Annotated in this window: 20 protein-coding genes and 3 pseudogenes; 4 read left to right on the forward strand and 19 right to left on the reverse strand. The window is 32.5% G+C overall.

Annotated elements, in window-relative coordinates:
• Positions 1-65 precede the first annotated feature (65 nt).
• Positions 66-1,029: pseudogene (locus JCM15457_RS12710) on the reverse strand (IS30 family transposase); the annotation flags it as partial.
• 331 nt (positions 1,030-1,360) lie between these two features.
• The gene (locus tag JCM15457_RS02235; protein ID WP_034987095.1) at positions 1,361-2,242 is read right to left on the reverse strand and encodes an alpha/beta hydrolase; all 882 of its coding nucleotides are present in this window, start codon (positions 2,240-2,242) and stop codon (positions 1,361-1,363) included.
• 315 nt (positions 2,243-2,557) lie between these two features.
• Between JCM15457_RS02235 and JCM15457_RS12570 the strand changes: the two are divergent.
• Together JCM15457_RS12570 and JCM15457_RS02245 are read left to right on the forward strand one after the other, a co-directional pair.
• Positions 2,558-2,740: pseudogene (locus JCM15457_RS12570) on the forward strand (winged helix-turn-helix transcriptional regulator); the annotation flags it as partial.
• A gap of 230 nt (positions 2,741-2,970) precedes the next feature.
• A complete protein-coding gene (locus tag JCM15457_RS02245; RefSeq protein WP_051993227.1) occupies positions 2,971-3,240 on the forward strand; it encodes a DUF4865 family protein in 270 nt (89 codons plus the stop codon).
• A 38-nt stretch (positions 3,241-3,278) separates the two neighbouring features.
• On the opposite strand, the gene JCM15457_RS12490 is transcribed toward JCM15457_RS02245, so the two are convergent.
• The 5 genes from JCM15457_RS12490 to JCM15457_RS02260 all read right to left on the reverse strand — a co-directional run bounded on the left by JCM15457_RS12490 (position 3,279) and on the right by JCM15457_RS02260 (position 6,426).
• A complete protein-coding gene (locus JCM15457_RS12490) occupies positions 3,279-3,404 on the reverse strand; it encodes a hypothetical protein (RefSeq protein WP_268870091.1) in 126 nt (41 codons plus the stop codon).
• Entirely contained in the window at positions 3,401-3,670 is a 270-nt protein-coding gene (locus JCM15457_RS02250) for a DUF961 family protein (RefSeq protein ID WP_051993228.1), read from the reverse strand. The genes JCM15457_RS12490 and JCM15457_RS02250 overlap by 4 nt, the downstream gene beginning before the upstream one ends.
• 84 nt (positions 3,671-3,754) lie before the next feature.
• On the reverse strand, positions 3,755-4,924 hold the full coding sequence (locus JCM15457_RS02255) for a cation:proton antiporter (protein WP_034987096.1): 1,170 nt from the start codon (positions 4,922-4,924) through the stop codon (positions 3,755-3,757).
• A 457-nt stretch (positions 4,925-5,381) separates the two neighbouring features.
• Positions 5,382-5,537 carry a hypothetical protein gene (locus JCM15457_RS12110; RefSeq protein WP_156406588.1) on the reverse strand — a complete coding sequence of 52 codons (156 nt, stop codon included), beginning with the start codon at positions 5,535-5,537 and terminating at the stop codon, positions 5,382-5,384.
• A gap of 514 nt (positions 5,538-6,051) precedes the next feature.
• Complete coding sequence (locus JCM15457_RS02260) at positions 6,052-6,426, reverse strand: carboxymuconolactone decarboxylase family protein (protein ID WP_034987098.1); 375 nt, start codon at positions 6,424-6,426, stop codon at positions 6,052-6,054.
• A 70-nt stretch (positions 6,427-6,496) separates the two neighbouring features.
• On the opposite strand from JCM15457_RS02260, the gene JCM15457_RS02265 reads away from it, so the two are divergent.
• Positions 6,497-6,871: a MerR family transcriptional regulator gene (locus JCM15457_RS02265; RefSeq protein ID WP_034987099.1), complete on the forward strand. Its 375-nt coding sequence runs from the start codon at positions 6,497-6,499 to the stop codon at positions 6,869-6,871.
• A 204-nt stretch (positions 6,872-7,075) separates the two neighbouring features.
• Here JCM15457_RS02265 and JCM15457_RS02270 read toward each other — a convergent pair.
• From JCM15457_RS02270 to JCM15457_RS02305, 7 genes and pseudogenes are all read right to left on the reverse strand, one after another.
• Positions 7,076-7,479 (reverse strand): annotated as a pseudogene (locus tag JCM15457_RS02270) (HIT family protein).
• Between the two features lie 365 nt (positions 7,480-7,844).
• On the reverse strand, positions 7,845-8,321 hold the full coding sequence (locus JCM15457_RS02275) for a GNAT family N-acetyltransferase (protein WP_034987102.1): 477 nt from the start codon (positions 8,319-8,321) through the stop codon (positions 7,845-7,847).
• Positions 8,322-8,459: 138 nt separating this feature from the next.
• Positions 8,460-8,867, reverse strand: coding sequence for a hypothetical protein (locus JCM15457_RS02280; protein WP_034987104.1), 408 nt, complete (start codon positions 8,865-8,867; stop codon positions 8,460-8,462).
• On the reverse strand, positions 8,848-9,075 hold the full coding sequence (locus tag JCM15457_RS02285; protein WP_034987106.1) for a helix-turn-helix transcriptional regulator: 228 nt from the start codon (positions 9,073-9,075) through the stop codon (positions 8,848-8,850). The genes JCM15457_RS02280 and JCM15457_RS02285 overlap by 20 nt, the downstream gene beginning before the upstream one ends.
• Before the next feature lie 1,084 nt (positions 9,076-10,159).
• Entirely contained in the window at positions 10,160-12,445 is a 2,286-nt protein-coding gene (locus JCM15457_RS02290; protein ID WP_034987107.1) for an ATP-binding cassette domain-containing protein, read from the reverse strand.
• Positions 12,438-12,869, reverse strand: coding sequence for a MarR family winged helix-turn-helix transcriptional regulator (locus tag JCM15457_RS02295; protein ID WP_338040126.1), 432 nt, complete (start codon positions 12,867-12,869; stop codon positions 12,438-12,440). Before JCM15457_RS02295 ends, JCM15457_RS02290 begins: the two co-directional genes overlap by 8 nt.
• 883 nt (positions 12,870-13,752) lie before the next feature.
• Positions 13,753-14,085 carry a TetR/AcrR family transcriptional regulator gene (locus JCM15457_RS02305; RefSeq protein WP_034987112.1) on the reverse strand — a complete coding sequence of 111 codons (333 nt, stop codon included), beginning with the start codon at positions 14,083-14,085 and terminating at the stop codon, positions 13,753-13,755.
• 100 nt (positions 14,086-14,185) lie between these two features.
• On the opposite strand from JCM15457_RS02305, the gene JCM15457_RS02310 reads away from it, so the two are divergent.
• On the forward strand, positions 14,186-14,479 hold the full coding sequence (locus tag JCM15457_RS02310; protein ID WP_034987113.1) for a YciI family protein: 294 nt from the start codon (positions 14,186-14,188) through the stop codon (positions 14,477-14,479).
• A gap of 139 nt (positions 14,480-14,618) precedes the next feature.
• Here the strand turns inward: JCM15457_RS02310 and JCM15457_RS02315 are convergent, their stop codons facing one another.
• The 5 genes from JCM15457_RS02315 to JCM15457_RS02335 all read right to left on the reverse strand — a co-directional run bounded on the left by JCM15457_RS02315 (position 14,619) and on the right by JCM15457_RS02335 (position 17,525).
• Entirely contained in the window at positions 14,619-15,056 is a 438-nt protein-coding gene (locus JCM15457_RS02315; protein WP_034987114.1) for a GyrI-like domain-containing protein, read from the reverse strand.
• A 437-nt stretch (positions 15,057-15,493) separates the two neighbouring features.
• On the reverse strand, positions 15,494-16,090 hold the full coding sequence (locus tag JCM15457_RS02320) for a type 1 glutamine amidotransferase family protein (RefSeq protein ID WP_034987115.1): 597 nt from the start codon (positions 16,088-16,090) through the stop codon (positions 15,494-15,496).
• Positions 16,091-16,315: 225 nt separating this feature from the next.
• Positions 16,316-16,684 (reverse strand): hypothetical protein, encoded by a 369-nt coding sequence (locus JCM15457_RS02325; RefSeq protein WP_034987116.1) that lies wholly within the window; start codon positions 16,682-16,684, stop codon positions 16,316-16,318.
• A gap of 163 nt (positions 16,685-16,847) precedes the next feature.
• Positions 16,848-17,072 carry a hypothetical protein gene (locus JCM15457_RS12115; RefSeq protein WP_034987117.1) on the reverse strand — a complete coding sequence of 75 codons (225 nt, stop codon included), beginning with the start codon at positions 17,070-17,072 and terminating at the stop codon, positions 16,848-16,850.
• Between the two features lie 36 nt (positions 17,073-17,108).
• Complete coding sequence (locus JCM15457_RS02335; RefSeq protein ID WP_034987118.1) at positions 17,109-17,525, reverse strand: cytidine deaminase family protein; 417 nt, start codon at positions 17,523-17,525, stop codon at positions 17,109-17,111.
• Positions 17,526-17,546 lie beyond the last annotated feature (21 nt).

Genomic DNA, 17,546 nt, shown 5'->3' on the forward strand with positions numbered 1-17,546 from the left:
TGTTGATTAGTAATAATCATGTGTTTTCAAAATAATTAAAGTTTGCTATTGAATTCGCTTAAAAATTAACGTTTTGAAGTGTTTTTGGGGCTTCTTAAATGTCGTTTATAGCCGTATGTACGGTCAACTTCTTGTAATTTACGTCTAAAGACATCTCTCGGCGTCTTATAATTCAAAACGACTTTAGGTCTGCTATTAATTTTATGCAAAGCACGTCTTAAATCATCATTTGTAACGTGTTCAAAGTGTGTCTTCTTTGGAAAATACTCGCGCAGCATTCGATTAGCATTTTCATTGGAGCCACGTTCCTCAGGACTATACGGATGCGCAAAATACGCCATAATTCGAAATTCTTTTTGAACTTTGTTGATCACAAAATGATTCGTAAACTCAAATCCATTATCAAATGTGAATGATTGAACAACATACTTGGAACGTTTCCCAAAAAGATGCATAAACTGATCCAAAACTTTGCAAACTGCTTTTCCAGATTGTGAATCCGCTTTTAAAGCAATGTAGTAACGCGTTTTACGTTCACAAAACGTCACAAAAACTTTTTTATAGCCCTTCTTTGGCAAAACACAATCAAACTTCCCAATGTCCGAATAAGCGACGACTATTTACCGCGGGCGAACGCTCCTCAATCGAATGTTTAATTGGTCTGATCACCCTTTTTTCTTGTTGTTTCACCCTTCTTTCCTGAATTTTTAGTTCTTCTGCCTGTCGTTCCTTGGCACTCATCTCAAGTAAGCGTGTTGACTTTCGACGTTTAAAACGTTTTTGATAGCGCAAATTATCTTCTGAGACTCCTGGAATCATGCCACGATAAATCCAGTTATAAATCGTGTTGCGACTCAATTTAAGTTCCTTATGTGTTTCTGCGATCATTTGTGGTGACCACTTATCGTCTAAGATTCGTCTAGCGATAATTCGGGCTTTTTTCTTGGTATATTTCTTTTTAGTTCCGATTCGACTTTGTCTTAAGTCAGCATATTGTTGAGCTTCTTCTGCGTTGTAACGATATGCTCGTCATTTTTTTAAGCGTCTAAAACAATATCATTAGTAGTTACTCGAATTCCAGCATCAATCTAGCGACTATTTAGAATAGCATAATTCTCGACAACAGTATTGATTAGTTTAACTGTAAATGTCATAACGCCGTCTCCGGTGGGTTCACCATCTTAACCTAAAATTGATGAAAATGACTTTTCTTCATCAATTTTAATACCATTCTGGAATTTTAATATCTACTTATCCCCCTTTTTTAATATGTTCAGCTGTTAATTTCTATGAGGCAATCGCTTAAAATTAATTCTTTATCCACCCAAATCGCTCCAAAGAACTTTACATATGAAAGACATTATAGATGTTTTTGTAAAAATTTTAATGCTAATTTTCCCCAAATGGAGATATTTTTTTCTGAACCATCTGGCATAGAATTATAATTTGCTAGGGATAGTCCATGCTGGCCATTTTCAAAAATGTGAAGCTCATAATTAAGACCAAGGTCGCTTAGTTTTTTAGCAAAATTTAACAATTGCCCTGTGTACATCATTTCATCATCTGAGGTCCCCCATAAAAAAAATGGTGGAACATGTTTTGTAATGTGACTTATTGGACTTGCTGTTTCTAATTGTGCTATTGTTGCTTCTTTCCCTATACCTGTTTCCAATGCTTTTGATAGAAAAGAATTTTTCTGCATATTTACTAATGGCAAAATTTTTTCACGATTTTTATCTACTTTAAGCATTTTTCTTTGATACACAAAATCTAATAATGGGTAACTTAGTATCACCGCATCAGGTCGTAACATGCTACTGGATATACCAATTTTTTCAGATAAGTAAGTTTTTTGCCATTCGGTTGCTAAAGAACCGCAGACTGCTCCACCAGCTGAAAAACCTAAAATCGCAATTTTTTTTGGATCGATATTCCATTCTAGAGCACGTGTACGGACAGTTGCTATCATTTTTGCTAGGTCAAATAAAGGGTTGGGATAGCTACCGTCTCCAGTTGATTTGGTCGTGTAATTTAGAACAAATACTTGATAACCTTGGTTTAAAAAATAAAATGCAGCTGGTTCCTGTTCTCTGGAAGTAATTCGTGCAAACCCTCCTCCACCACAAATAATAATCGCTGGGTGTTTTCTTTTTAATTCGATATCAACTGAATTATCCATTAAATAAGCACAATAATTAGCTTTTGAGCCATTTGACCACAAAAATTTTTTTTCTAGTTTCAAATTTATTCCTCCTGCTGAATATGTGATATTTGATTTTCTCTTCCTTTCAAATTATACTAAGTTAGATTTCAACAACAAGTACGCAGATTAATTAAACCAAGTATAAAAAAACATACTAAAGGATGTTAACAGTGGAAAATAAAACCAGTAAGTATTATGGAAACTTCATGAAAAGTCTCAAAGGTTTTAAAAGCGATACTAATTGTCCAGTGTTTCGAGCATTATCAATTTTACAAGGGAAGTGGACATTGCGAGTTATCTTTTTCTTGATGGAGAATAACAATTTACGTTTTGGTGAAATAAAAAAAGAAATTACCAAATGTAACAAATACTATGCTTACTGCTACTTTAAAGGAACTGGAATCAGATGGAATTGTTTTACGCACACAATTCAATGAAATTCCACCACGGGTTGAGTATTCATTGACAAAAAAAGGAAATACTCTTTTGCCGATTTTTGTTGAGCTAGGTAAATGGGAGAAAAAATATAATTCTTAATAAATTACATGATTTTATAGGAAATTTAAGTATTCAAATATAAGCAATCGTTCCAAGTAACTTTATTTATGGTGTTATATTTAACCGAAATCAATTTGATCCAACACTCGTTCTCGACTTACTGATCTAAATCCAAATAAGCTAAGGTCACGGCTTCACTACTATGATTCAGTCTAATTATTGTATCTAGTTTGTGTACACACTTGATAGGTACCTGTTTTACACATTATATGTGTACGAGTGAGATAACTACAGTAGTTAAGTTAGAAAAAAATTTTAAAAAGAGTAAATATGTCATTGAGAAAGTTGATGATATTTTACCAGAAGATACATTGCAAAACGTTAACTTAACTGCTACTTTAAGTGGTACAGAATCAGGTAAACTGGTCATATATAATCCTGATAAATGGAAAAAAGTTACTTTTTCTTTTTCTGAAGCAAGACCCAAAAAGGAAAATAATATCAGGTGTTTTGAAATTTTGCATATCTCAACACAGTAATTAGAAACATTCAATTTACCAATTATTTTATAACGCAGCTATTTCTTTTCTGGAATAGTTGCATTTTTGGTTGATGAAACTTTGTTCACTAAAATGATATCATCAGCAGTTACTCGAATTCCAGCATCAACGTAACGACCATTAAGGAATAGCGTAATTTTCATGAGGCAATCGCTTCATCACCTGTTGAACGTCCAGTCGGTTCAAGTCTTGGATTAATCAATTCAATCTCAGTGTCAGTTTCAAAATTTTTGGAACCAGCTCTTGCAAGAATTTGAACCTCAATTAGTTCTGCTTGTTTTTCTGATAAAAGATTGTAAACCACTCCTGTAGCAATCCGAGAATAACCGCTAGTAACCTCGTGATCTTTTCCTTCAAAAGTTAATTTGCCGAAAGTTTCGGTAGTTGGGATAACATACTTTAATGACATGTTTAATACCGTCCTTTCAAATTTTGAGTAATAAAAAAATACCAGACGGTTAAGGCGGTACTTGCTGATAATTTTATAAACAAATTAGTTGATTTTTCTTAATTTTTTCAATGACCAACGTAACAGTAATGGTGCTAATAATGTCGCTATAACAATCACAAATATGATGTCTATATATAAGTTTTTATCAAGCAAATGGGCATTAAAGCCAATTTGGACTGTAATTAGAGCCATTTCACCACGCGCAATCATACCAGTTCCGACTACTCTTCCGCTATTTTTATCAAAACCGGCTAATAGTGAACCAAATTCACCACCTATCCATTTAGTTAGAATAGCAAGAATTGTCATAATCATGATAAAAGGCAATGAAGTAAGAAAATTATCAAATGAAACACTTAGTCCGATACTAACGAAGAAAACAGGAACAAAAAGTGCATTACTGATCGGTTCAATATTAGTATCAACAATTTTTTTAGTAGATGTTTGCCCAATTGCAATTCCTGCAAAGAAGGCTCCAATTGCACCGGATAAGCCAACTAATTCAGCTAAATACGCCATTGACAAACAAATAATCATGGCTGAAATAGTTCTACTAGTTGGGATTAATAATTTAGTACTCAGGTACATGATACCAGGTGCAACCCAACGAACAAGGAGAAAAACTCCCGCAAAAAAAAGTCCTTGAAAAGCTAATTGCAGCAAAATATTATTAGAGTTTCCATAACCGCCTGTTCCACTACTACTTCCTACAAATGCTATCATTAAACTCAATAATAGAACCCCCAAAATGTCATCAGCGACTGCCGCTCCAAGAACTGTAGCCCCTTCTTTACCGTTTAGTGCTTTAAATTCACGTAATACAACTACGGAAATGCTGACAGACGTAGAAGAGAAAACAACACCTATGAATAAAGCTTCTTGAAAATGATATCCAAACCATAGGCTGGCTGCACCCATAACAATTACAGGTAGTAAAACACCAGATAATGCAACTGATAGAGCTGGTTTAAAGTATTTTCTTAGTTGCTGCATGTCGCTCTCTATGCCTGCCATAAACATCAATAAAATTACACCAATTTCAGCGAATTGTTCTATTAGTTCTGTTGGATGGATAAAGTTTAGAACCCCAGGTCCAATTATTATACCAATCAGGAGTTGACCTAAAACTGCTGGAATCCCAGCTCTTGCAGTTAAATGACCTGCAAGAGTTGTAGATAACAAAACAATAATTAACGAACCAATAAAAGACATCAAATACACTCCGTTCAAAAAAATAAGTTGATTTACAAATAACTGTCACGTGTAAGTTTACCATTTTGTTTTTCTTGCCACTAATAGTATGAATTAAAGTGTTTTTTTGCAGGCTAGTTAGAGACAGTCTTTCAATATCCATGGTTATAGATCTTGCCGAGCAATTTCAGCTTGATTATGAATTTTCTCGGTATTCCAAAAAAATCGATTTTATTACGCTCAAATGGTGTTAGATGTTTATTTCTTTTGTTTTTTATCAGATACTCCTTTCTTGTGAAGTAAAATTGGGCTGTGCCATAAGTCCCTCAAAAAATAAGAGATTAGCGAAAATTGTTCTTTGATGTTCACTAATCTCTTATTTGGATGTGATGAATTTTTCTTGTTATTGGGGTAATTGTAGCATTCCAATTTAATACAATGGCTCCAATATTGATCACTGTACAGCCAACTAGAGAGCTTAGTGCGGTAAGGCATGCGGAAAAAATATTGTTGCGAGAAGTGAGATAACAGCTGAGGTAATGGCTGTGGTGCGCATCCATGGCTGATTAGTGTATAAGCCAAAAACAGTCGCAACGAACCCTATTGTAGCTACTCCAAATAGTAATGCTGCCATTACGCGCGTGGTGTTCCATCAAAAAACCATGAATTCAGACTTGTTGTTGGTGATTCCCAGATTATCCTAATGGCAGGTCCCCACCCTAATATATGTCTAATGCCGTGAGCACCAATGACGATTGCAATGATCATGACTAGATTTATAAAAATATTCTCTTTTTTTTAATGTTTTGTTCTTAAAATTAATCATGCTTTAGCAATTACATTGCCCTTTTATAATCTCCAGTGTTGGCAACTGTTGCAAAAAATACAAATTGCTCATTGCGATGACATTCTTTGGCTGAGACACTGAATTCTTGATTTTTTAGATATACTTTTCTTTTTCAAAAGCTGGTTTAACTATTTTTGACCAAACTCCTGCGTTTTCACTTGGAGTGATTAGATAATCAAGAACTTCTTTGATGCCAACGGCAACGGATGTGTAATGCTTAAAGCAATATAGATCGCCTCTCAAAGTAATACAAAAGCAACTCTTGAATTTAGAGTTGCGAATAGATTTAATATTAATTAGACTATTTTCTTGAATTAAATACTTCCTTTGCGGTACTTATGGCATTAAGTACTTTTGGAAATCCAACGTATGGAATACATTGAACAAAAGTTTCAATAATCTCATTTCGGGTTAATCCTACATTTAAAGCACCATTAATATGAACTATTAATTGATTATGCGTATCTCCCTGTGTTATTAGACTACTTAGAGTAATCATTTCTCGTTGCTTTAAGTCTAATATCTTTCTTTCATAAATATCACCAAAAGCAAACTCAATAATAAATTGACCAGTTTCTGGAGAAATATTTTTTAATGAATCTATGACCTTTTTTCCAATTTCACCATCAATTTTATCAAGATTGCTGATTCCTTTTCTATAACGTATATTGTCCATTAGTAAAAACTCCTTTGATTTGATACTATTAATATAAACTATCAAGTTAACTTTATAGCAAGGAGAAATCATGTACAAAATTCACCAATTTTCTAAATTAACAGGTCTTTCAGTTCCAACTTTGAGATATTATGAAGATATGGGCATTCTCAAACCAGCTAGATCAAAAAATAATTATCGTGAATTTACTGATTATGATTTAAATTGGATGATGTTTATATTAAGACTAAAACAAACTGGGATGTCATTAGAGAACATTTGTAGATACTCTTGTTTAAGAGAACAAGGAGATCAAACAATTGAGGAACGAATCAAGCTTCTTGACGAACAACAAAGATTATTGAATAAAGAGTTTTTGAAATTACAAAAACAATTAGAGTTTCTACAAAAAAAGAAAGAAACTTACAATGATATGTTAGCTAAGCGAAACAACAATGATAACTAATACTTTGTTGTTTCTTTATTCAACCATCCCCCTTTTAAATGATCAAAATTCCAGCCATGCATATTTAGTTTTGCTTCTTTTTTCCATTTTCGGTAGTGCTATATGTTTCTAAAGAGCGATGAATCGCAGCAGCATATTTTTGGATAACCTTTTTCATAATAATAAAGCATGAAAAAATCGCTTCTTTTTAGGGCCTATTAGGTTTTATTGGTCTTTCAATTTTAGCAGATAATTAGTTATTCCTTTTCTTAACTTATCATGTTTTTGAGGATCATAGCTGTATTTAGGGTTAGACTAATGTTCGGGACTATATAGCCAAACTGGTTCCTTTAATCTTTGTGGATCCTCCGTTGAATATCTTGGAAAAACATGAGCATGAAGAAAAGTGTCAGTATTGCCTAATACATTATAATTAATTTTTTTGCTTTGCAGGCATAGAGAATCGCATCGCCTAAGATACTCATATCGCGTAAAAAATAAGTTCTTTCCTTTATATTCAAATCATTCAAAGATGAAACATTTCTTTTGGGCAATAACACAGAATATCCTGGTAAGAATTGAACGTCACCAAAAACCGCATAGCCACCATTTAGTTCTGCCATAACCATTGGATTAGTTCCATTAATAGCAGAACCAACTCGATCTTCATACCATTTGGGAATTTTAATCACTCCTTGAACATTCCAAGTTTTTGTTAAAACTATGTACGTTGTTCAACACTGATCGAAAGTACTTGTTATGCTTAAATTAGTGATTTCATTCAATTTGTATTAAACACATAAATCTTTTTCATAAGACTGTAGCAATACCCAAATTCAGCATTCTAGCATGTTTCTTATGTCTATATCGCGGAGGTCTTTTAAAGCGCCGATTTATTCTTAATTTTTTTCTTCCACAATGCTTGCCCCTATTTTCTTTAAAAGATTAGATTTATCTTGGTAAGTAAATTGTTTTTTAGTCTCGATCAATTTCTTTAATTGAATTTCTCCAGTCGATAAAGCTGTTCATTATCAAGAGATTTTTTGCCATTTTTAAAGTGATATCCCATTCTTTGATAAAAACCTAGTCCAGTAATTGAGGCAGGAATTTCAATCCTCTTGGCCCTTTTAAAATAGATATCACTTTCTAATGCGGTAATGAGCTTACGTCCAATTCCTTTACTTTGATATTCAGGCAGAACAAAAATGTTAAAAAGACTGCTTTCATCTTTTTTTCCCCAATAAGGACCAATTGATCCAACTGCAACAATTGTATTATTAGTATCATCAGTTAGAACATAACAATGAAAATACTTAGCGTTCTCAATGAAATTTTGGGCAGTAAGATCTTTAAGATAATTTTCTAGATATTTTTTAGAATAATCTTTTATATTGGTAGTGTACATTGTTTTTTTTACTAAACTAGCGACTTCTTCTGCATCAGAATTTTTAAAAATACGGTATGTAATCATTTTAGTTTCTCCAGTCGATTAAAAATAAGTAGCATTAGAGTTATGGTAATTGTTTTTTCTTATATCAATTATCTAATTTGATATATTTGCTTTAATTATAATTTTTACTTGAGCGTTAATCATAAAAAAATATCAACGTTATTTTTGATAATATCTATAATGATTATTATAGATAAGAATACTTGAGATAACTAATGCGACTGTCCCCCCACAAACAAAAGCAGCCCAGATACTACTTGGGATTACTAAGATGAATAAAGAGCTAAAAATTAAAAATTCTAATACAAAATAAAATGCCAATCTTTTTCTGGAAATCTTGGGTTTATCTTCAATAGCAGTAGTCACCTTTTGAGATAGGATTGAAAGAGAGATAACACCAATCATAAAACTAACCCATAAAGGGTTGTGTAGGTTAAGCGTCTTCCAAATGTTTTTAAAAGATTCATAAACTAAAACCAAAAGAACGAAAAGGTTTTCAATTATGAATGATATCTTAAAATTCTTAACTAACTGTCCTTTGAGTCTTTCATCGTTGACTTTCTTCATGTTTAAATTCCTCCTCATCTAACCAGAAAACTTCGTTCAAAGTTTTGTGAAGTCTGTAACAGATCCTTAAACAAAGGTTGATTGTCGGATTATACTCTCCCTTTTCGATCAAGCTCATTGTCTGACGAGTTACACCTACAGAAAAGGAAAGCTCCTTTTGAGACAGGCCATTTTTAATTCTAAACACTTTCACTTTGTTTTTAAGCATATAATTAAAGACACCTTCTTAGGTAAATTATATATTACTTAGATAAATTATATATTACTAAAAACGTTAAGTAAATAAGAAATAAGGGTTCTCAGCAATTAACAGATCAATCAATTCATTTAGGACTCTAGCTAAAATTGATCCAGCGTTAATGGACGAATTACAAAAAAGATCAGGTTTAATGAATAATTTGTTGGTATCATTACTAGATGAAAAAATTACTAAGGAGGAACAGTTTTTATTAGGAATTAAAGCTATTATAACTGGCTGGAAATAGATATAAATCAAGAAAAATTTGCAACGAATCGAAAAAAGAACAAACTGCAAATTTACAGTTTGTTCTTTTTAGTAGTGTTCAATCAAATCATGGAAAATTGACAAATAAAACTGTATTAACCTAATTTTTTTGGTAAGTATTAGCAACTAACCGCTGTAAATTTAGTGATTTGAAGAATAGTTCTTACACCAAAGAACTCTATTTAGAAAAGACTTGTCTTGCTGAAAGCATGGTAAAGCCAGCAGTCGCAAGCTTTATTGCGTAATCAATAACGTATTTTTTGGATAAAGTGGGATGTAAGATGCATCTAGCTACTTTGGAAAAATATTATTAATAACCCCAACTTGTTCAGTAAAAAATTACTGGAACTAATTTTTTAATAAACTGAATCCGAATTAATATTAGCTTGATTATTAGCAATAAAAGCTAAGTTGTTATCTCTAATAGGCAATGATAATTGTCTTTTTATGCAACACATTTTTATACTAAGTGGCTAAAGGCCCTCTTTTTACTACTTTAATAAAAACTTAGTAACTGAGGTCAGCCTATTACTATGCCCAAATGAGAGCAACATTTCACCAGCACATCCTGTAACCATGCAAAAAAGTGCTATATTTCTTTGTTAAACAGCTTAGAACAATTTGTTTATGGTTGCCCCAAAGGAGTTCTTTTACTCGCCCACTGTCCTTCCAAATTATCAAAACTCCAGCCATGCATTTTATTAGCCTTCAAAATAATGCATCGCTTCAAGTAAAACAATTGCTTTTGAAAGATATTTAAATTCATCTGCTTTATTAACATTATCAACTAGTGGTTTTTATCACACTCTTCTGAAAAATATGCTTGTAATGCCTGAACAGTTAAATTGCTTTTTTGCTTAATTATTTCGCTTGGATATCCCTGAAATTGTACTTTGCCGCCATTTTTTCCCGCTAATGGGCCAATATCAATTAGCCAATCCGCCTGACCCATAACTCTTAAATTATGTTCTATAACAAGAATAGTTATTTCTTTATCTTTAATTAGATTTTTTAAAAGATCAATTAAACTTTGAATATTGGCTTCGTGCGACCCACTAGTAGGTTCATCTAAAACTAAAGTGTTACTATTGCTTTGAGATAAAAATTTGGCCAATTTAACACGTTGCAGTTCACCACCAGAGAAAGTGTCTAGACTTTGACCTAATTTTATATAACCTAAGTCAACCTTCGCTAGGTTTTTGAGAGCAATGTTTAGCTCACCTTGAAAAAGATTCTCTGCTTGGTTTACTGATAAATTAAGAACATCAGCAATGCTATGTCCGCGATACTTAAGACTTAACGTTTTTTTAGAATAACGAGTTCCCCCGCAAGCCTCGCAAATTTCTGATGTATCGCCCATATAAGCAAGGTCAAGCTTGATTACACCAGTTCCCTTGCAGACGGGACAAGCTCCTTTACCATTAAAACTGAATATTGAAGCTGATTTTCCTGTCGACTTAGAAAAAAAATGGCGTAAACTGTCAAAAACTCCCAAATAAGTTAATACGTTTGATCTTCTACTACTGTGAACTGGTCTTTGATTAAGAATAGCAGTGTTAGAATATTTTTCTTTAAAAATATCGATCAGTGTACTTTTTCCGGAACCGGCAACACCTGTGATAACAGTTAAAGCTTTTTTAGGAAAACGTACACAAAGATTTTTGATGTTAAATTTAGAAACATTTTCTAAGTTATAAAAGCTAGATGCTTTTTTTACTTCGTTGCTAGGGATAAGATGTCCCTTATCGCGTAAATATTTTCCTGTTAGGGTATCAGAAGAAAGTAATCCTTGAACACTACCTTGATAAGTAAGCAAACCCCCTTTTTCACCAGCAAGTTCACCTAGATTGAAAATTTGATCAGCGATTTTAATTATCTCTGGATCATGGTCAACTATTGCTAATGTATTACCTTTATTACGGAGTTCAATAAATATTCGCTTGATTCCCTCCAAATCGTGCGGGTGTAGTCCTGTACTTGGTTCGTCAAAAATATACAATATATCATTTAAAGGGCTATTGAGATAATTTGCTAATTTTAATCTTTGAGCTTCGCCACCAGATAAAGTAGCCGTCTCTCGATTAAGGCTCAAGTATCCTAAACCAACAGTCTGTAAGTTCCTGATTTTAGTAATTAAATCTTCTGTGATTATTGAAATATTTGCACTCACATTGGTAATCTTCTTTAACCAATGATGTAAATTATTTAAAGACGTTGAGCAACATGCAGCAATGTTAGTATCCATGATCTTAGCTGAAAGTGCTTGTTGATTTAGTCTCGAACCGTGACAATAAGGACAAATAATTGTTTGTGTAATTTCTTTGATATTGGTTTTATACTGAGTATTTTCTTTTTGTAAAAATGTACTCTCAATTCTTGGAATAATTCCAACATACTTTGCTGTCTTGTGCCATTTGGCAGTGGGATTTTTAGGCTTTTGTTCTTTCCCATGAAGTAATAACTCCAGTTTATCTTTTGACCATGATTCTAAAGGTAGGTTGGAATCAAAAAAACCACTTTCTGTGTAACGCATCAGTCGCCAGCCACCAGGCTGAAAAGTGGGAAAATTAATAGCACCTTGATTTAGCGATTTTTCAAATGAAACAAGTTTTTCAATTTTAACCTTGTGTGTTCGTCCAATTCCTTGGCATTCTGGACACATTCCTTCGGGATTATTAAATGAATATTTCATAGAATAACCGATGAATGGTTTAGCTATCCTTGAAAATAGTAGGCGCAATCCGGTATAAATTTCACTATAAGTGCCAACCGTTGAACGTATGTTACCATTAAGTTGTTTTTGATTAACAACAATTGAAAAAGGAAGATTTTTTATGCTAGCAACATCTGGAGTTTCAAATTTAGGAAGCAATTGTTGAATATATGAACTATAAGTTTTATTTATTTGACGCTGTGATTCAGCAGCCAGTGTAGAAAAAACAAGTGAGGACTTGCCTGAGCCTGAAACGCCAGTAAACACCGAAATCTTGTGTTTGGGTATTTTTAAATCAATGTGCTTTAAATTGTGTGTGGTTGCGTCTTTTATAGAGATATAATCCATATTACTATTCATTTTTAATTCGTTCCTTACGTAAAGTAGTTACCAGTTTCTGTGACAAGGCGATAAATTGTTGCTGTTCTTCTTCAGAAAATACTTTTTGGGCGATTTTAGCTAGGTAGTTATGACCAGCATCTATATTATTCAACAAATCTTCCCCTTTAGGTGTCAAACTAGTAATCAGTTCACGATGATCTATTTTATCTGGATATTGTTTAATGTACATCATTTTTCTAAGGTTAACGAGATTTTTTGATAATTTTGAACGGCTTAACCCTAGGGAAGCACTTAGCTTAGAAGGCAATGAGGATTGTATTTGCAAGGCTGTTAAAATATCATACTGTGTCCATGTAATTTCCTTTGGATTTACTAAACTTCTTTCGGCAACTAGCTCACACTGTAAGTTTGTTAGTACATTAATCAATTTTTCTTCCATCATTTTCTCCTCCAATATAATTTCTATTTAGAAATTATATCATAAAAGAAACTATATTCAAAAAGGAATTAAAATAATATCCCATGAGATCACCTATATGAATTCCTATATATTTGAAAACCTAAGGTACTTTATCTTTTTATGGATTTATTAGTTAAGCACATATAAATCAATTGTTTCGTTAAAGGTTGAATATTCGGTTGATTCAAAGTGCTAGATTGGCTAATTCAACTTTAGTATCGGGTTTAAGAGTTGAAAACCGGCTCTTGCTAGAATTTAGACTTCAATTAATTTTAGATTTTGGCTACGATTGCTAAACCAAAGTGAGCTATTTGAGGAAATGGACGGAAATTTTGACCCATTGAACTTGATAGTTACATCAACTAGGTCTTCAGATATAAAGTGTAAGTGACGCTAGCAATAGTTCGAGAGCGTCCACTTACTTCGCAGCCGTTTCTTTTAAAAGTTGCAGCAGTTAGAATAGCATATTTTAATTGACGTATTTAATACTTACCTTTCAAGTTTTGAATAATAAAAAAGCCTTATAAGGGCTACTAAGGCAACATTACTGGTATTAGTGACATACTAACTGGCGAATTCAAGATATTAACTGATACTTATTTTAGTCAGATTGAACAGCCTTGTTATAAACTATTTAGATATTTTTTCAATAAATAGGTTCCTAGATCAATAATATCAATCTGTCCATTGTTGAAGCACCATGTAAGCATGACACCGCGAACAACAGATTCAAACTCTTGAAAAACAAGGTTAGTATCAAGTGATTTATTACTATTAAGCCTGCCCACAGTCTTTTTAATTTCATTTGGGAAAATTCTTTTTTTTAGATGGTTGCCAGGAATTTTCATATTAGTCTGTAGATTTGCTATAAAGCAATTGTAGTGACCTCAATGCCAACATTTTTTGCAAATTTCAGTTCTAAAATTCCAATTTCTAAAAGTGCTTTTTTGCAATCTAAATCAAGCTGATTAATTTTCTGAATGTTACCACACATATAGTTATTAAAATCTTCATAGTAAATAGCGCTAATGATATCTTCTTTTGATTTAAAATGAATATAAAAAGTTCCTGTGGATACATTTGCTTCTTTAGCTATATCTGTCACTTTGGTCTTTTGAACGCCCTTATAATTAAATAATTCAATTGCTGCTTGGAATAAGTTTTTTCTGGTTTGGATTTTTTGCTGGTCCCGTTTCATGTTAGAACTCCCTTTTGACATCGTTGTATTTATATCATACAATGAACTGGTTCAGTGAACTTGTTCAATAAATAATATAACATTTTTAGGAGTGGATATCTTGTTCTTTTTTAGTTTAACTTATAAGAAACCGTTAACAGAGGTTCAAAAGTTTTTGAGTGATCATAATCAATACCTAGATAAGTTTTATAAAGAAGGAAAATTTGTTTTTTCAGGGAGGAAAAATCCTCGTATTGGAGGAGTTATTCTGTGCAAAGCTGCCAATTTAAAAGAAGCTGAAAATATTTACCATAATGATCCCTTCTATAAGGAAAAAATAGTAAATTATGATGTTATTGAATTTCAGCCAACTAAATCTAATGCAATTTTTAAACAAATAATTAATGACAAGTAATACCGTTAAAAAGCTCTTCAAAAAATAGCCCCACCCCTTTAGAGGTGTGGTTATTTTTGGGGGCTTTTTTAATTATATCTGTAAGCAGTTAACTTTTAATCTAAGATTTAAGGCATACCTTGGTAGCCTTCTTTTAATATTATTTTACGGGAATTAATATTTCGCAATATCCATTATCAACCATGTTTTGCTGGTAGCGTTCAATAATAGGTTGGTTTAATGCGTGTAATTTGTATTTACGAATTATTTGAAACACGTTCGTATAAAACTCATTGATCGATTTTTCAGTATGGTTAATTTTAAAAACGGCATAGCTACCGCCTTTTAAGATTCTTTGCTTGATATTAGCCTTAAAACTATTCTTATTAGTTATAAGACAAACGTCGTATCGACATTTATTTTCAGGTATTAACTTGGGATCATCTAATGGAATTCCAAGAACAATTGATTTTTGAAAAAGGTTTTCAGATTTAAGCCAGTTTTTAAAAGAATCCATTAAGCTTTTATTTTCTATGCCATAAGCCCCTACTCGCCTAGAATAGACCACTTTTGTTGACTGCAAGTATACAATATTCAATTTTAGTTACCTCGCTTTTTACTCGGGCGCCCTGTATTACTAACATAACTCTAGTTAAAATGAAATGCAGCAATATTTTTAAAAAATATATATAATGAGACAATATTATCTTCAAATTAGTGCATTTTATAGCTGGATCTCTTACTTGTTGCTTATTGTTCATTGCATTTATTAATCTGGTTATAGTTCATAAAATGATGCCAGTAATTCAAAAAAATACTGGCATCTGCAGGATAAACAAAATAACACCGTAACCTAAAAGATCATGGTGTTATTTATGAATATGAAAAATTTCTTATTGTTGACAGGTTCCCTTTGAACAACAGTAGCGGAATATGTATAAGTCCTTTTATTTAAAGTACGTGCAAGCTCAGAATTATTGTCTAATTTCCCTTATAATGCTATGAAGTTGATCGAATAACTGCAATGCGATGCTTTTAATTTGCTAAGTAAGGATTACCATACATCTCACAGTATTTATAAAATCCAAGTTCATGCAAGGCCATGGATTTATCAATTTCAGATTCTGGAAGGAAATCAATTAGTTTTAAAATCAATTTGGTGAACTCCAATGAAGCAGTTCCATTGGCAGTTACTAGATTAAGATCTTTAACTGCTTGTTTTTCAATAAAATCATCATGGTTGGTATAATTTGAGTAATTTTTCCAAAGATATTGAGCGTTTCCTGTATGCTTATAGTGAGTTAATAATCCGTTTTGTGCTAAAAAGTCGACAGCTCCACAAATCGCAGCGACTGGTCGTTTACTACGAAGTTGTTTGGCAATTAACTTCCTTAAATGATCATTTTTTATTGACCAGGAGTTTCCTCCAATCAGTACTAATAAATCAATTTTTGCTGGAATTTCTGGGATATGATAATCTACGATAGTTTTAAAACCACCGATTGAAATTACTTCTGAGTTTATTGAAGCAGTCTTAACTTTCCAATCAGAACTTCGATTAAGCTCACTAGCAAGATATGCACCTTCCCAATCAGCGTATTCGTTTAAAATGAAAAAAATAGCAATTTTCAATCCAGCCCCTCCTCTTAGCAAAATATAAACTTTCGTTGGAACATATGATAGCACATACTAAAATCGAACACAAGTTCTATATTTTGGAAAGTTGAGAAAAATAAAAAGCGCTACTTTTCAAGCGCGATTTGTTTATATATTTAAATAGATACACTAAGACTGTCATAAAAGTAGAAAGGAAATCCTTACAATATAATCTTAAATGGAATTTTTGTGACCAACTAATCAGTTCCTGATCAGTTTTAATCCTGTATTTTTTTTAACTTCTGGAGATAAAGAATAATCTGTACTATCCATATCCATAGAATAAGTTCCAATATAAGGACCACTTTTAATTATTAAGTTATCATTTGAATCTACACTATAGTTGTTCTTTATACTCCGATTATTCTTTTTAACAATCATTTTATTTTTAGTAAACCTGACAGAACCCAGAGTACTATTGGATGTTTTAGATTTTAAAGTCCAATTAAATTTTTGTAGAACTTCTTGAGTGCTTAAAGAATGCGGACTATTTATAAACTTATTTCCAATATGAATCCCCAACACAATGATGATAGCAAAAACTACAATGACACTAATAAATTTTTTCATATTTAATTTCCCCAGTTAATTTATTTTACACAACTAACATATCTTGTAAATGCTAACTTATTTACACATAGTTATAAGCATAACTAAATCGTTAGATAGGGTCAATTCAATGAAACAAGTTCTCATCAATTTCCTAAAATACTTAAAAATCTCTGATAAATTTCTAGCTTTTCTGATTAATGTTATCAATAAAAGTTAATAAACATCTGCGTAAGTCTTGGGGCTCTTCTTTAGGAACATAGTGTCCAGATTTAGAAATGGTTTCACCATATACTTTCTCGTAAAACGACGCGAGCTTGTCTGTTAGTTTTCGTGAAAATCCAAGTTCCCCGCCTACTGCGAGGATCAGTATTTTATTTTGTTTAATAATTTTTTTGTGTGTCTTCATTAGTGCATCAAGATTGTTCTGTTACCTGCAGCCCTGTTAGCGAGATAAACCCCACCAATTTGGGATAAGTTGTTCTAAAGTAGTCACCTTTCTTTTTTCGTAATCTACTAGGATTTCGGTGTGTTTATTTTTTATGTCTAACTGCATTAAGAACTCTCGGCATGCACCACAGGGCATACTACTGGTTTCCTTCTCGGTGGGCGCTTTGTCTCTAAAAGTAATTATACGTTTAATTTGTGTTTGCCCACTATTAACAAACATATTTAGCGCTGCGACACGTTCTGCACACAGATTGCAAACACCGCTGCAGCTTTCAATGCAAAAGCCTGTAAATATTTTGCCATCTTCTGCTTCAAGAGCACTAACTACGTTATGAGCATAAATAAAAGGGGTAACATCCCTAGGAGAGTATTCTTTTTGCGCCTTTTTATATAAAGTTGCCCACTTATCCATTAATATTTGTCTCCTTTATTC

The organism is Liquorilactobacillus sucicola DSM 21376 = JCM 15457 (assembly GCF_000612445.1).
Classification (GTDB): domain Bacteria; phylum Bacillota; class Bacilli; order Lactobacillales; family Lactobacillaceae; genus Liquorilactobacillus; species Liquorilactobacillus sucicola.